15 protein-coding genes are annotated in these 13,654 nt (G+C 67.5%); 6 read left to right on the top strand and 9 right to left on the bottom strand.

The genetic code is table 11. The annotated features are described in order from the left end of the window. Positions 1–75 precede the first annotated feature (75 nt). The 4 genes from A4W93_RS06025 (at position 76) to A4W93_RS06010 (ending at position 3,424) form a co-directional block, all read left to right on the top strand. Positions 76–948 carry a DUF4394 domain-containing protein gene (locus A4W93_RS06025; protein ID WP_085749755.1) on the top strand — a complete coding sequence of 291 codons (873 nt, stop codon included), beginning with the start codon at positions 76–78 and terminating at the stop codon, positions 946–948. A 200-nt stretch (positions 949–1,148) separates the two neighbouring features. Continuing rightward, the gene (locus A4W93_RS06020; RefSeq protein WP_085749754.1) at positions 1,149–1,358 is read left to right on the top strand and encodes a cold-shock protein; all 210 of its coding nucleotides are present in this window, start codon (positions 1,149–1,151) and stop codon (positions 1,356–1,358) included. Positions 1,359–1,554: 196 nt separating this feature from the next. Next, positions 1,555–2,439, top strand: coding sequence for a helix-turn-helix domain-containing protein (locus A4W93_RS06015; RefSeq protein ID WP_157782120.1), 885 nt, complete (start codon positions 1,555–1,557; stop codon positions 2,437–2,439). A gap of 106 nt (positions 2,440–2,545) precedes the next feature. After that, complete coding sequence (locus A4W93_RS06010; protein WP_085749752.1) at positions 2,546–3,424, top strand: poly(ethylene terephthalate) hydrolase family protein; 879 nt, start codon at positions 2,546–2,548, stop codon at positions 3,422–3,424. Positions 3,425–3,580: 156 nt separating this feature from the next. Here A4W93_RS06010 and A4W93_RS06005 read toward each other — a convergent pair whose 3' ends face one another. The 6 genes from A4W93_RS06005 to A4W93_RS05980 all read right to left on the bottom strand — a co-directional run bounded on the left by A4W93_RS06005 (position 3,581) and on the right by A4W93_RS05980 (position 9,724). Beyond that, complete coding sequence (locus tag A4W93_RS06005) at positions 3,581–4,315, bottom strand: amino acid ABC transporter ATP-binding protein (RefSeq protein ID WP_085749751.1); 735 nt, start codon at positions 4,313–4,315, stop codon at positions 3,581–3,583. A 9-nt stretch (positions 4,316–4,324) separates the two neighbouring features. Further along, a complete protein-coding gene (locus tag A4W93_RS06000; protein ID WP_085749750.1) occupies positions 4,325–4,990 on the bottom strand; it encodes an amino acid ABC transporter permease in 666 nt (221 codons plus the stop codon). Then, entirely contained in the window at positions 4,987–5,733 is a 747-nt protein-coding gene (locus A4W93_RS05995; protein WP_085749749.1) for an amino acid ABC transporter permease, read from the bottom strand. The genes A4W93_RS06000 and A4W93_RS05995 overlap by 4 nt, the downstream gene beginning before the upstream one ends. Positions 5,734–5,967: 234 nt before the next feature. Further along, complete coding sequence (locus tag A4W93_RS05990; protein WP_085749748.1) at positions 5,968–6,873, bottom strand: amino acid ABC transporter substrate-binding protein; 906 nt, start codon at positions 6,871–6,873, stop codon at positions 5,968–5,970. A 51-nt stretch (positions 6,874–6,924) separates the two neighbouring features. Continuing rightward, positions 6,925–7,860, bottom strand: coding sequence for a LysR substrate-binding domain-containing protein (locus A4W93_RS05985; RefSeq protein WP_085749747.1), 936 nt, complete (start codon positions 7,858–7,860; stop codon positions 6,925–6,927). Then, positions 7,841–9,724 (bottom strand): ABCB family ABC transporter ATP-binding protein/permease, encoded by a 1,884-nt coding sequence (locus A4W93_RS05980; protein WP_085749746.1) that lies wholly within the window; start codon positions 9,722–9,724, stop codon positions 7,841–7,843. The genes A4W93_RS05985 and A4W93_RS05980 overlap by 20 nt, the downstream gene beginning before the upstream one ends. Before the next feature lie 209 nt (positions 9,725–9,933). On the opposite strand from A4W93_RS05980, the gene A4W93_RS29505 reads away from it, so the two are divergent. Together A4W93_RS29505 and A4W93_RS05975 are read left to right on the top strand one after the other, a co-directional pair. Continuing rightward, positions 9,934–10,104 (top strand): hypothetical protein, encoded by a 171-nt coding sequence (locus tag A4W93_RS29505; protein WP_157131596.1) that lies wholly within the window; start codon positions 9,934–9,936, stop codon positions 10,102–10,104. A gap of 173 nt (positions 10,105–10,277) precedes the next feature. Further along, the gene (locus A4W93_RS05975; protein WP_085754052.1) at positions 10,278–10,700 is read left to right on the top strand and encodes an acyl-CoA thioesterase; all 423 of its coding nucleotides are present in this window, start codon (positions 10,278–10,280) and stop codon (positions 10,698–10,700) included. Between the two features lie 6 nt (positions 10,701–10,706). On the opposite strand, the gene A4W93_RS05970 is transcribed toward A4W93_RS05975, so the two are convergent. From A4W93_RS05970 to A4W93_RS05960, 3 genes are all read right to left on the bottom strand, one after another. Next, positions 10,707–11,507 (bottom strand): SGNH/GDSL hydrolase family protein, encoded by an 801-nt coding sequence (locus A4W93_RS05970; RefSeq protein ID WP_085749745.1) that lies wholly within the window; start codon positions 11,505–11,507, stop codon positions 10,707–10,709. Between the two features lie 31 nt (positions 11,508–11,538). Further along, a complete protein-coding gene (locus A4W93_RS05965; protein ID WP_085749744.1) occupies positions 11,539–12,306 on the bottom strand; it encodes an enoyl-CoA hydratase in 768 nt (255 codons plus the stop codon). Positions 12,307–12,435: 129 nt separating this feature from the next. Next, positions 12,436–13,632, bottom strand: a complete 1,197-nt coding sequence (locus A4W93_RS05960) for an acetyl-CoA C-acyltransferase (protein WP_085749743.1) — start codon at positions 13,630–13,632, stop codon at positions 12,436–12,438. Positions 13,633–13,654 lie beyond the last annotated feature (22 nt).

Genomic DNA, 13,654 nt, shown 5'->3' with positions numbered 1-13,654 from the left:
GGTGTCGGTCACCGCTATCGCGCCATCGCGGGTTTTGCGCTACGGTGCCCTTCCCTGCCGAACGGAAAGCCCACCATGCGCCTCGCCTGCACCCTTTCCCTCCTCGCCGCCCTCGCTGCGGGCTGCGCCTCCAGCACCGCCCCCGTGAAACCCGTGTCGCGCGGCAGCGTCGTCGCCGTCACGGCCACGCACCAGCTGATCCGCTTCGACGCGGCACGCCCCGGCCAGGTGCTGTCCAGCAAGCCGCTGGTCGGGCTGCAGCCGGGCGAGACGGTGCTCGGCATCGACTACCGCGTCGCGAAGGGCTGGCTCTACGCCGTGGGCAGCTCGAACCGCCTGTACCGCGTCAACGCCGACACGGCCATCGCGACACCGGTGGGCGAACGGTTTGCCGTGTCACTGAGCGGCACGCACTTCGGCGTCGACTTCAACCCGACGGTCGACCGCATCCGGGTCGTCAGCGACACCGGCCAGAACCTGCGCCTGCACCCCGACACCGGCGCCGTCGTCGATGGCGACGCCACCAACACGGGCGTGCAGACCGACGGCCCGCTCGACTACGCACCAGGCGACCGCAGCGCGGGACTGCGCCCGGCGCTCGTCGCCGTCGGCTACACGTACAACAAGGTCGATGACAAGTTGACGACGAACTACGCCCTCGATGCCTCAGCTGCGACTTTGGTCACGCTCGGCAGCCGCGAAGGCGTGGCCCCGGTCGTGTCGCCCAACACCGGGCACCTCTTCACCGTCGGTCCGCTCGGCCTGCCACCGTTCGAGGACGCCGCGTTCGACATCGCCGACGTCAGCGGACTGGCGTTCGCGGCCGTCACCGGGCCCGGCGCCACGCAGTCCACCTGGGTGGAGATCGACCTCGCCACGGGTGCCGCACGGGAAATCGGTCGAATCGGTTCCAACACGACCGTCCTGGCGGTCGCAATCGAGCCCTGAGCCGCGCGGATGCTTGCTTTCCCGTGCATACCCCGTTGCGAATTGCTCGCGTTCGTGTATGCTCCCGCGCACAGTTGTACGCAAGACAGTTGTTCGATGTGATGCCAGCTTGTGCCGGAAATCCGTGACCCGTTCTTGAGTGTTACTGCACGTCGAAGCGTTCGCTTCGACGGATCAATCTCTCTACCTATTGGATTTCCATGACGACTCAAACCGGTACCGTGAAGTGGTTCAACGACGCCAAGGGCTACGGCTTCATCGCTCAAGACGCTGGCGGTGCTGACCTGTTCGCTCACTTCCGCGACATCGTGGGCACGGGCTTCAAGACCCTGGCCGAAAATCAAAAGGTCGAGTTCGAAGTGAAGCAGGGCGAAAAGGGCCTGCAAGCTGCGAACATCCGCCCGCTCTGAGAATCATCCCTCGGACATCGAACGCGGCCCTTCGGGGCCGCGTTTGTTTTTGGGGCTCACCATGGGCGCAGGCCCTCGTTAACCCCTAGGCATGCGGCCACGCGGGCTTCCGCTGGAACCGGTTGACTCTCCCCTATCATTCGTCCGAACAGCCAGGGCACCCATGACCCCGGCGTCGACAACGGAGACAAAACCCATGCTGAACCCCTCGGCCACCGTCGTTGGTGCGGCCGGCGCATTGCCGCGCCACGTCAAGGACAACGCGTACGTCTTTGGCTACCACGGCTTCATCTACACCAGCCAGCACAACGTCAGCGCGGAGACGGTGCGCCACCCCGGCGTGCTGCTGCTCTCCGCGGACCGCGCGCCCTTCGAGATCACGCTGCGCGACGGACGGTGCTTCCGCACCACGGCACTCGCGGTCGGCCCGCGGGTCGCGCGGAGACTGAAGGCCGAGGACATGGCCTTGATCAGCATCAACGTCCTGCCATCCAGCAACTGGTTCCACGTGCTGCGCCCGCTGCGCGACCACGACGGCGTCGTGATGCTCGACCGCGAAGCGTTCACCCACCTCGACACCGACCTGTGGCGGCTGCACCGCGGCGACGGCAACCTGGGCCTCGCGCACCGCGTCTTCGACGAGGCGATGGCCGAGGTGAGGCGGCAGTTGCCGGCGCGGCCCGAACCGCACGCCGACGTGCTCGAGATGGTGCGGCAGCTCGACACCTCGCCGCACCTGACCATCGAGGAACTCGCCGCGGTGCTGGGCCGCACATCGCAGTGGGTGTCGCGCACCTTCTCGGCCGAGCTCGACATGTCGATGCGCGACTACCAGAACTGGTTGAAGCAGCGCCGCGTGTTCGACCTGCTCTACACGCGCCGCTCGCTGACGCAGGTCGCGCTCGAATCGGGCTTCGGCGATTCGCCGCAGTTCTCGCGCACCTTCCAGCGCTGGTACGGCCGCAGCCCCTCGTACAGCCGCAACCCGCACCACGTGCGCGTGTTCATCGACCGCGAGCACGGCGGCATGAAGCTCGTGTGTTTCCGCCAGTCGCCCGATACCACAAATCCCGCCTCCTGACTTGATCGAATCGCCCGGGGACATGCGCCGATGACGCTCCCCGCGGCGGGCCGAACAATCGGCCCTGCCCCAACGAGGGCAGGTTCTTCACAACAGGAGACGAGACATGTTCGGAAAACTCCCCTTCGCGCGAGCCAGCCTCGCGGTCGGTGCGCTGCTGCTGTCCGCGGCCGCCGTCGCCCAGACCAACCCGTACCAGCGCGGCCCGGATCCCACGGTGTCCTCGCTCGAGGCCACCCGCGGCCCGTTCAGCACCAGCTCGTTCACCGTGAGCCGCCCGAGCGGCTACGGCGCGGGCACGGTGTACTACCCCACCAACGCCGGCGGCAAGGTCGGCGCCATCGCGGTGGTGCCCGGCTACACCGCGCGCCAGAGCAGCATCAACTGGTGGGGCCCGCGGCTCGCGTCGCATGGCTTCGTCGTGATCACGATCGACACCAACTCGACGCTCGACCAGCCGTCCAGCCGTTCTTCCCAGCAGATGGCGGCGTTGCGCCAGGTGGTGTCGCTCGCCGGCACCAGCAGCAGCCCGATCTACAACAAGGTGGACACCGCCCGCCTCGGCGTGATGGGCTGGTCGATGGGCGGCGGCGGTTCGCTGATCTCCGCGAAGAACAACCCGTCGCTGCGCGCGGCCGCACCGCAGGCGCCATGGGCCCAGGAGAGCTTCTCGTCGGTCACCGTGCCGACGCTGATCGTCTCGTGCGAGAACGACAGCATCGCGCCCAACAGCTCGCACTCGTTCCCGTTCTACAACCAGATGACCCGCAACAAGAAGGCCAACCTGGTCATCAACGGCGGCAGCCACTCCTGCGCCAACAGCGGCAACTCGGACGCCGGTCTCATCGGCAAGTACGGCGTGGCGTGGATGAAGCGCTTCATGGACGACGACACGCGCTACAGCAAGTTCCTGTGCGGCGCCGAACACCAGGCCGACCTGAGCAAGCGTGCCGTCGAGGCCTACAAGGAGAACTGCCCCTACTGATGGAGCCCCCCAGTCGGCTGGCGCCTCCTGCCTCCAGGGGGCGCCCCGGGTCGACCGGGAAACCCGTCCTCGCGTGTGGCTTGAGGGGCGGCTTCGCTTCGCTCGCCTGCATGCAAAAGGCCCGCTTGCGCGGGCCTTTTGTCTTTCAGCACGGACTCAGTGCTGAAGGATCTTGGAGAGGAATTCCTTCGCACGCGGCGACCGGGCGTCGCTGTTGCTGAAGAACTCATCCCGCGTGCAGTCTTCCACCACCTTGCCCGCATCCATGAAGATGACGCGGTGGCTGACCTTCTTCGCGAAGCCCATTTCGTGCGTGACCACCATCATGGTCATGCCCTCGCCCGCCAGCTTCACCATCACGTCGAGCACCTCGCCCACCATCTCGGGGTCGAGGGCGGACGTGGGTTCGTCGAACAGCATCACGATGGGGTCCATGCTCAGCGCACGGGCGATGGCCACGCGCTGCTGCTGGCCGCCGGAGAGCTGGCCCGGGAACTTGTCCTTGTGCGCCATCAGGCCCACGCGCTCCAGCATCTTCAGGCCGCGCGTCTTCGCGTCGGTGGGGTTGCGGCCCAGCACCTTGATCTGTGCGAGCGTGAGGTTCTCGGTGACGCTCAGGTGCGGGAACAACTCGAAGTGCTGGAACACCATGCCCACGCGGCTGCGCAGCTTGGGCAGGTCGGTCTTCGGGTTCGCGAGCGAGATGCCGTCGACGACGATGTCACCCTTCTGGAAGGGTTCGAGCGCGTTGACGGTCTTGATCAGCGTGGACTTGCCGGAGCCCGACGGCCCGCACACGACCACCACTTCGCTCTTGTTGATCTTGGTGCTGCAGTCGGTCAGGACCTGGAAGCTGCCGTACCACTTGGAGACGTTCTGGATGTCGATCATGGTGAGGACTCAACGGATGATTTGGATGCGCTTCTGCAGGGCACGGACGCCCATCGACAGCGAGAAGCAGATGACGAAATAAACCACGGCGGCCAGCATGTAGGTCTCGACCGGGCGGTTGAAGTTCTTGCCCGCCACCTCGAAGCCCTTGAGCAGGTCGTAGGCGCCGATGGCGTACACGAGCGAGGTGTCCTGGAACAGGATGATGGTCTGCATCAGCAGCACCGGCAGCATGTTGCGGAAGGCCTGCGGCAGCACCACGAGCTTCATGACCTGCGGGTAGGTCATGCCCACCGCGTAGCCGGCGTTGACCTGGCCGCGCGACACCGACTGGATGCCGGCGCGCATGATCTCGGAGAAGTACGCGGCCTCGAACAGCGTGAACGTGATGAAGGCCGAGACCTCGGCGCCGAGCGGACGGCCGATCAGCAGCGGGATCAGCAGGAAGAACCACAGGATCACCATCACGAGCGGGATGGACCGCAGCGTGTCGACGTAGATCTGCGCGGGAATCGCGAACACCTTCTTGCCCGACAGCCGCGCGAGCGCGAGCAGCGTGCCGAGGAAGATGCCGCCGATCGTGGCGACGATGGTGAGCATCACCGAGAAGTACAGCCCGTTGAGGATGAACCCCCGGATGAAGTCCCAGGTCAGGAACGAGAAATCGATGTTCATTGGCCGGCCCCCACCATGCCGGGCACCGCGGCGCGGTGCTCGATGAACAGGGCGATGCGGTTCACGAGGAACGCCGACAGGAAGTACAGGCCGGTGACCGCGAGGTACATCTCGATGCCGCGGGAGGTCTCCTCCTGCGACTGCATCGCGAAGAGCGTGAGCTCGGCGATGCCGACCGCGAAGGCGACCGAGGAGTTCTTGATGATGCTCATGGCCTCACTGGTCAGGGGCGGGATCACGATGCGGAAGGCGCGCGGAAGCAACACATAGCGGTAGGTCTGCCACTGGCTGAACCCCATCGCGAGGCCGGCGTAGCGCTGCCCCTTGGGGATGGCCATGATGCCGGCGCGCACCTGCTCGGCCACCCGGGCCGACGTGAAGAAGCCGAGGGCGAAGGCCACCAGCAGGAAGCTCGGAATGGACCGCAGCGACACGAACAGCTGCGGCAGCACGTGGTACCAGAGGAAGATCTGGACCAGCAGCGGGATGTTGCGGAACACCTCGCTCCAGACGTTGCCCAGCCAGACGAGCGGCTTGCTCGGCGTGGTGCGGGCGATGCCCATCAGCGAGCCGAACACCAGGGCGACGATCCAGCCCAGGGCCGCCACCGACAGGGTCCAGCCCCAGGCGGACAGGAGCCATTCGAAATAGGTGGTGTCCCCGCCCGGCCCGAAACAGGTCGGGTAGACGGTGTCTTCGATGGTGCTCTTGCAGAACACCTGCCAGTCCCAGTTGGAACTCATGTGGAATCTTTCTTGTCAGGACCGCGGTTGAACAGAAACCATCAGCATGACCCGTGCCAGCCCGGGACCGGCGCTTCCGGACGATTGTGACCGGGAGAGCGGTTTCGTGGCAAATGCACGGTGCGGGGCGCTTCCTAGCGTTTTCCCGCAGACGGTGCGAAACCGGAAGCACAAAAGCACATGCGGGCCGAAGCCCGCATGTGCGTCCGTCACGCTGGGGTTTCTACCCCGGGATCACTTCTTGTTGTACGTCTCGGCGGGGTTGTCGTTCGGGTTGGCGATGGCCTTCTTGAGCGACTCGCTCATCGGCATGCCGACCACGTTGCCACGCGGGGGGATCGGGCCGGTGAACCACTTGGCGTAGATCTTGGCCAGTTCGCCGCTGCTCATCAGGCCCTTGACGGTGTCGTCGGCCACCTTCTTGAACGCCGGATCGTCCTTGCGGTACATGATCGCGATCGGTTCTTCGGAGATGGTCTCGCCCACGATCTTGTAGCCGGCGGGGTTCTTCGAGTTGACGATCAGGCCGGCCAGGATGTTGTCGTCCATCACGAACGCGTCGGCACGGCCCGACTCGACCAGCAGGAAGCTGTCGGCGTGGTCCTTGCCCAGCACGTCGTTGAAGTTGACCTTGGCGGCGCGCTCGTGCTTGCGCAACAGCAGCACGGACGTGGTGCCCGTGGTGGTGGCGACCGTCTTGCCGTCGAGCTTGGCGAGCGAGTCGATGCCCGAATCGGCACGCACCGCGATGCGCACGTTGGTCACGTACGTGGTCGGGGCGAAGGCGACGTCCTTCTGGCGGGTGGCGTTGTTGGTGGTGGAGCCGCACTCGACGTCGACCGTGCCGTTCGTCACGAGGGACACGCGGTTCTGGGACGTGACGAGCTGGTACTCGACCTTCAGGTTCGGGTTGCCGACGGCCTTCTTCACCGACTCGGCGATCTGGTTGCAGATGTCGACGTGGTAGCCGACGTACTTGCCGTCACCGACGGTGTAGGCGAGGGGCGCCGACGAGTCGCGCGTGCCGATCACGAACTTGCCGGACTGCTTCACCTTGGCCAGCGTGTCGGACTGGGCCCAGGCGGAGGAGGCGGTGGCGGCGGCCATCAGCGCCAGGGTGACACAAGCAAGCTTCTTCATGGAGACTCCTTCTGGAAGATGAACTGGGTGAGCGTAACAAAACGAATCGATTCACTCATACGTTTTAACCACATTCGAATCCCTCAGGAAATCCCATAAGGATTGGGCTCCGGGTTTCGTGTGGCGCGCGGCTTCCGGGCGCTCCCGGTAGATTCGCACCTCCATCGACAGCTCGCAAGCCCCGGGAACGGTGGCGCGCACGAGCCGCTGGGTCTGGAGTTCCTTCTTCACCGAGCTGCCGGGCAGGAAGGCCACCCCGTGGCCCTCGAGCGCCATGGCCTTCAGGCCCTCGGCCATGTCGGTCTCGTAGATGGGGTCGAGGTTGAGCGGCACCGGCGACTGCTTCACGATGAGTTCGACCAGCCGCCCCAGGTAGGCCCCCGAGGCGTAGCTCAGGAACGGCACCCGCTCGGCATGGCCCGCGGGCAGCCGGAACAGCGGGCGGCCGGCCTCGTCGCCGCGGACGTACGGCGCGAGCACCTCGTGGCCGAGGCTCAGCATCTCGTAGCGGTCGGGGTTGAGCGCGAGCGGCTGGGTCGGGTGATGGTAAGAGATCAGCAGGTCGCAGTTGCCTTCGGTCAGGCGCAGCACGGCGTCGTGCACGTTGAGGGCGATCAGCCGGCTCTTGAGCGCGCCGAAGCGCTGGCGCACGTCCATCACCCAGTGCGGGAAAAACGTCACGGACAGCGAATGGGGCACCGCGAACTCGATCATGTCCTGGCCCGCCACCTGGTGCGTGTGCATCATGTTGCGGGTGGCCTGCAGCGCGCCGAGGATCTCGAGGGCCTGCGCCCGGAACGCGACGCCCGCGGGCGTGAGCCGCGTGGGGTACGAGGAGCGGTCGACGAGATCGGTGCCGGCCCAGGCCTCGAGCGACTGGATGCGGCGGGAAAACGCGGGCTGGGTGACGTGGCGCAGCTGGGCGGAGCGGGAAAAGCTCCGGGTCTCGGCCAGGCTCACGAAGTCTTCAAGCCATTTGGTTTCCATTCACGACATCCTCGGGGTACTTCGGGTCGGCGACGGGTCCGTCGCCTTCTGCGCCACTCTGCTGCAGGCGCCACATGCCAGCATACCGGCCATTCGAGGCCAGAAGCTCCGCGTGGGTTCCCCGCTCGATGATCCGGCCGCGTTCCATGACCAGGATCTGATGGGCGTCAACCACGGTGGACAGCCGGTGGGCGATCACGAGCGCCGTCTTGTTGCGCGCGACGCCCTGCAGCTCGGCCTGGATGGCCCGCTCGTTCGCCGAGTCGAGCGCCGAGGTGGCCTCGTCGAAGATCAGGAACGGCGGGTTCTTCAGCAGCGTGCGGGCGATGGCCACACGCTGCTTCTCGCCGCCGCTCAACTTCAGGCCGCGTTCGCCCACCACCGTGTCGTAGCCCTTCGGGGTGGACGCGATGAAGTCGTGGATGCGCGCCGCGCGGGCGGCGGCCTCCACCTCGTCCTGGCCGGCCCCGGCGCGGCCGTAGGCGATGTTGTAGGCCACGGTGTCGTTGAAGAGCACCGTGTCCTGCGGGACGATGCCGATCTGCCGGCGCAGGCTCGACTGCGTGACGTCGCGCAGGTCCTGCCCGTCGAGGGTGATGCGGCCGGCGTTCACGTCGTAGAAGCGGTACAGCAGCCGCGCGAGCGTGCTCTTGCCCGACCCCGACGGCCCCACCACCGCCACCGTGCGCCCGGCGGGGATCTCGAAGCTCACGTCGCGCAGGATGGGGCGGTCGCGCTCGTACGAGAACTCGACGTGTTCGAAGCGCACCGTGGGGCCGGTGATCGCGAGCGGCTTCGCGCCCGGCGCGTCGGCCACCTCGCGCTCGCGCTCGAGCAGCGCGAACATCTTGTCGAGGTCGGTCAGGCTCTGCTTGATCTCGCGGTAGATCACGCCGAGGAAGTTCAGCGGGATGTAGAGCTGGATCATGAAGGCGTTGATCATGACCAGGTCGCCGAGGGTCATGCGCCCATCGACCACGCCGGTGGTGGCACGCCACAGCATCGCGACCAGGCCCGTCGCGATGATGAGCTGCTGGCCGGTGTTGAGCATCGACAGCGTGGTCTGGGCCTTCAGCGAGGCCTTGCGCAGGCGCTCGAGGCTCTCGTCGTAGCGGCGCGACTCGAAGTCCTCGTTGTTGAAGTACTTCACCGTCTCGTAGTTCAGCAGCGAGTCGATCGCCCGCGTGTGGGCGTGCGAGTCGAGCTCGTTCATCTGCTTGCGGAACTGCGTGCGCCAGTTCGTCACCGTGACGGTGAAGGTGATGTAGAGCACCAGCGCCGCGAGCGTGATCCACGCGAACCACGCGTCGAACTTCACCCCGAGCAACGCCAGCACGAGCACCACCTCGATGAGCGTGGGGAAGATGCTGTAGAGCGAGTACGAGATCAGCGAATGCACGGCGCGCGTGCCGCGTTCGATGTCGCGGGTCATGCCGCCCGTCTGCCGCTCGAGGTGGAAGCGCAGGCTCAGGTCGTGCAGGTGGCGGAACGTGTTGAGCGAGATGCTGCGGGCCGTGCCTTCGGTGGCCTTCGCGAAGATGAGCTCGCGCAACTCACCGAAGAGCGAGGTGGACAGGCGCAGGAGGCCGTAGGCGATCAGCAGCCCGATGGGCACCACCAGCACGGCGCGGGTGTCGCCCGGCGGGATCGACAGGCTGTCCACCAGCGTCTTGAGCAACAGCGGCACGCCCACGTTGGCGAGCTTCGCGCCCACCATGAAGCCGAGCGCGATGCCCACGCGCCACCGGTACTGCCAGAGGTACGGGAACAGCTTGCGCAGCGTGCGCCAGTCGGAACGGGGCACGGCCGCGCCGGACGGTGCGGACGCTTCGCGGGAGGAGGCTGGCAGGGAGGCGGGTCGCATGGAAAACCGGAAAAGGGGCCGAACGCTCGGTGGCTCTGGCACGGAACGACAGTGTGCCCAAACATGGCGATCCGCGTGCGATCGGGCGTTGCGAAACCGCCCGCCGTTCATGCCGACGGATCGGCCGCTCATCGACCCGCCGCGCCGCCACGTGGCCGTTGGAGGCACGATGCCGTCACCGACCGAATCTCATCCGACCGGAGACCGACGTGCCCCCGACCGACGTTCGCCACCCTTCGCCCCGCACCCCGATGCGCAAGACGCCTCCGCAGGGCTTGCGCCTGCGCCGCTTCAAGCGGCCGGTGCCCCTCGTGCGGTTGGCGGGGGTGAGCGCGCCGGGGCCGCATGCACCGGCGTTGCGCAAGCCGCAGGGGCGCTGAAAAAAACACTGTCATCCCGGCGCAGGCCGGGACCCTGTGCCTTCGCTGGTGAGCCCGGGGTCCCGGCCTGCGCCGGGAGGACATTTCTTTCGCGTGACCCTTTCCGCACTCCCCCGCTGGCGCCGCGCGCCCATCTCGCGGAAAATCAGGGCTTTCCCTGAATGCTGTACGAGATGAGCTCCACTGCCGCCCCCCACGCCGTGCCCGAACGGGTTTCGCTGCCCACCGACGGCCACCTCGCGATGCGCGTGGCCCCGATGCCGTCGGACGCCAACGGCAACGGTGACATCTTCGGCGGCTGGATCATGGCGCAGGTCGACCTCGCCGGTTCGGTGCTCCCGGGCCGCATCGCGAAGGGCCGCATCGCCACCGTCGCGGTCAACCAGTTCGTCTTCAAGCAACCCGTCTCCATCGGCGACCTGCTGAGCTTCTACGTGCACGTGGAGCGCATCGGCCGCACGTCGATCACCGTGCGCGTGGAGGTGTTCGCCGAACGCAACCCGGCCGACCTGCAGGTGGTCAAGGTGACCGAGGCGAACCTCACCTACGTGGCCATCGACATGCAGGGCAAGCCGCGCGAGATCCCGCGCGACTGATCGCCGTCAGGCGCGGGGCTTGCGCGGGGGCCGCAGCAGGCGCTGCGCCGGCATCTTCCGCGTGGGGGTCGTCTCCGGCAGCCGCGGCACGATCTTGGAACTGATCATGCCGGCCAGCTGCTCGGCCCACAGCGCGTACACCGCGGGCCCGGGATGGAAACCATCCTCGGCCATCAGCACGCTGTCGGAGGCCAGCTGGTTCTCGAACGGGATGGGCAACCACCAGCGCTCGGGCCACCGTTCCACCCAGGCGGCCAGCGCCTGGTTGTAACGCTGCTGGCCGTTCCCCAGCACCCAGCGCAACGGGTTGGGCAGCGGGTACGAGCGCATCGGCGGCAGGCCGCAGTGGACGATGTGGTGCACGCCCGCGCGGCGCGCGGCGGCACGGTCCAGGCGGTCGAGCTGTTCCAGCCACCGCCCCGGCGGCACCTGCCCGAGCAGGTCGCTCAGGCCCACGGTGGTGACCATCACGTCGGCGGGCCGCAGCGACATGCGCTCGAGCGCATGGATGGAGTCCCGCGTGGTGTCGCCGCGGCGCGCCACCACCTGCCACACCACCGCGCCGCCCAACCGCTGCGACAGCGCCTCGCCGAGCCGGCCCGACAGGGCCTGCGCCTGCGTGTGGGCACCCACGCCCGCCGCCGAGGAATCGCCGACGATGAGCACGCGAAGCCGCACCCGGCCGACACCGGAGACACCCTCGCGGTTGCCCTGGGCCTCCGGCAGCTGCGCGGCACGCTGGCGCACCTGGCGGGCCTGCCAGTGCACCAGCGGCGCAAGGAAGAATCGGGCGACCTCGAACAGCACGGAATGAAGGAGACGATCGAGGCCGCGGACCTCAGCTGAACTGGCTGAAGTCGGGCTTGCGCTTCTGGAAGAAGGCGCTGAACGCCTCCTTCGCCTCGGGGCTGGACAGGCGCGACGCGAACACCTCGTTCTCGGCGGCGATGGCGGCCATCACCTCGTCGGCGTTGGCGCGGCGCAGCAGCTTCTTCGTGTGGCGGATGGCCGCGGGCGGCAGCCCGTTGAAACGCTCGGCCACGCGGCGGGCGTGGTTCAGCACCTCGCCGGCGGGCAGCACGGCGTTGGCGATGCCGCAGTTCACGGCCTCTTCGCCGTTGAACGGCTCGCCCAGCAGCACCTTCTCGGCCGCCTTGCGCGGACCCATCAGCTGCGACACGAGCAGGCTGGAGCCGAACTCGGGCACGAGGCCGAGCGTGACGAACGGCATCGCGAGGCGAGCCTCGTCGGAGACGTACACGAGGTCGCAGTGCAGCAGCAGCGTGGTGCCGATGCCGATGGCCGCGCCGGTGACGGCGGCCACGACGGGCTTGTCGCACGCGATCATCGCCTTCATGAACTGGAACGCGGGCGATTCGGCCACCGGCTGGGCGCCGCGCTTCATGAAGTCCTCGATGTCGTTGCCCGACGTGAAGATGCCCGGCTGGCCGGTGATCAGCACGCTGCGCACGGCGGCGTCGGCCGTGGCCGCGGTCAGGGCCTCGGCCATCTGGGCGTACATCTCGCCGGTCAGCGCGTTCTTCTTTTCCGGACGCGCGATCTCGATCTGGTAAACGCCGTTGAGCACGGCGGTCTTGATGGTCATGGAAACTCCTCGGGGGGTGATCTTACGGGATCGGACGCCGCCACGAGAGGTTGTCCATCGGCGGATTCCGCGCGGACGGTCCGAACGAAAGACCCGGCCGGGCCGCGAAGGCCTGGCCGGGGGATCGGGTCAGACCCGTTCGAAGATGCCGGCAGCGCCCTGGCCCGTGCCCACGCACATCGTGACCATGCCGTACTTCAGGTTGTGGCGGCGCAGCGCGTGCACGACCGTGGCCGCGCGGATCGCGCCGGTGGCGCCCAGCGGGTGGCCCAGCGCAATGGCGCCGCCCATCGGGTTCACCTTGGCCGGGTCGAGGCCGATGCTGTTGATCACGGCGAGCGACTGGGCCGCGAAGGCCTCGTTCAGCTCGATCCAGTCGATCTGGTCCTTCGTCAGGCCGGCGTACTTCAGCGCGGCCGGGATGGCTTCGATCGGGCCGATGCCCATGATCTCCGGCGGCACGCCGCGGGCGGCGAAGCTCACGAAACGAGCCAGCGGCTTCAGGCCGAACTGCTTGACCGCCTTCTCGCTCGCGAGGATCAGCGCGCCGGCGCCGTCGCTCGTCTGCGAGCTGTTGCCGGCCGTGACGCTGCCCTTGGCGGCGAACACGGGGCGCAGCTTGGCGAGGCCTTCGAGCGAGGTGTCGGGGCGCGGGCCTTCGTCGATGTCGACGGTGCGCGTCTTCGAGATCTGCTCGCCCGTGGCCAGGTTCGGCACGCGGCTCACGACGTCGATCGGGGTGATCTCGTCCTTGAACTCGCCGGCCTGGATGGCCTTGAGCGCGCGCATGTGCGACTCGTACGCGAAGGCGTCCTGCTGCTCGCGGGTGACCTTCCACTGCGCGGCCACCTTCTCGGCGGTCAGGCCCATGCCGTAGGCGATGCCGACGTTCTCGTCCTTCGCGAAGATCTCGGGGTTGAAGGACGGCTTGTTGCCGCCCATCGGCACGAGGCTCATCGACTCGGCGCCGCCGGCGATCAGCACGTCGGCCTCGCCCACGCGGATGCGGTCGGCAGCCATCTGGATGGCCGTGACGCCCGAGGCGCAGAAGCGGTTGACGGTCACGCCGCCCACCGGCTTCGGCAGGGCCAGGCCGGTGGCGATGCGGGCCATGTTCATGCCCTGTTCACCTTCCGGGAACGAGCAGCCGATGATGGCGTCCTCGATCGCGGCCGGGTCCAGGTCCGGAGCCTGCGACAGCGCGCTGCGGATCGCGGCGATCAGCAGGTCGTCCGGACGCGTGTTCCGGAAGTAGCCGCGGCCGGAGCGGCCGATGGGCGTGCGGGTGGCGGCGACGATGTAGGCGTCTTGAACTTGTTTGCTCATGATCTGTGTTCCTTGGTTGCGG

Source organism: Piscinibacter gummiphilus (assembly GCF_002116905.1).
GTDB classification, from domain to species: domain Bacteria; phylum Pseudomonadota; class Gammaproteobacteria; order Burkholderiales; family Burkholderiaceae_C; genus Rhizobacter; species Rhizobacter gummiphilus.
This window is presented reverse-complemented; position numbering and strand designations above follow the sequence as displayed.

Excerpts from the sequence above, each read along its gene's own strand:
- A4W93_RS06025 (WP_085749755.1), top strand. The coding sequence starts at position 76 with ATGCGCCTCGCCTGCACCCTTTCCCTCCTCGCCGCCCTCGCTGCGGGC.
- A4W93_RS06020 (WP_085749754.1), top strand. The coding sequence starts at position 1,149 with ATGACGACTCAAACCGGTACCGTGAAGTGGTTCAACGACGCCAAGGGC.
- A4W93_RS06015 (WP_157782120.1), top strand. The coding sequence starts at position 1,555 with ATGCTGAACCCCTCGGCCACCGTCGTTGGTGCGGCCGGCGCATTGCCG.
- A4W93_RS06010 (WP_085749752.1), top strand. The coding sequence starts at position 2,546 with ATGTTCGGAAAACTCCCCTTCGCGCGAGCCAGCCTCGCGGTCGGTGCG.
- A4W93_RS06005 (WP_085749751.1), bottom strand. The coding sequence starts at position 4,315 with ATGATCGACATCCAGAACGTCTCCAAGTGGTACGGCAGCTTCCAGGTC.
- A4W93_RS06000 (WP_085749750.1), bottom strand. The coding sequence starts at position 4,990 with ATGAACATCGATTTCTCGTTCCTGACCTGGGACTTCATCCGGGGGTTC.
- A4W93_RS05995 (WP_085749749.1), bottom strand. The coding sequence starts at position 5,733 with ATGAGTTCCAACTGGGACTGGCAGGTGTTCTGCAAGAGCACCATCGAA.
- A4W93_RS05990 (WP_085749748.1), bottom strand. The coding sequence starts at position 6,873 with ATGAAGAAGCTTGCTTGTGTCACCCTGGCGCTGATGGCCGCCGCCACC.
- A4W93_RS05985 (WP_085749747.1), bottom strand. The coding sequence starts at position 7,860 with ATGGAAACCAAATGGCTTGAAGACTTCGTGAGCCTGGCCGAGACCCGG.
- A4W93_RS05980 (WP_085749746.1), bottom strand. The coding sequence starts at position 9,724 with ATGCGACCCGCCTCCCTGCCAGCCTCCTCCCGCGAAGCGTCCGCACCG.
- A4W93_RS05975 (WP_085754052.1), top strand. The coding sequence starts at position 10,278 with ATGAGCTCCACTGCCGCCCCCCACGCCGTGCCCGAACGGGTTTCGCTG.
- A4W93_RS05965 (WP_085749744.1), bottom strand. The coding sequence starts at position 12,306 with ATGACCATCAAGACCGCCGTGCTCAACGGCGTTTACCAGATCGAGATC.
- A4W93_RS05960 (WP_085749743.1), bottom strand. The coding sequence starts at position 13,632 with ATGAGCAAACAAGTTCAAGACGCCTACATCGTCGCCGCCACCCGCACG.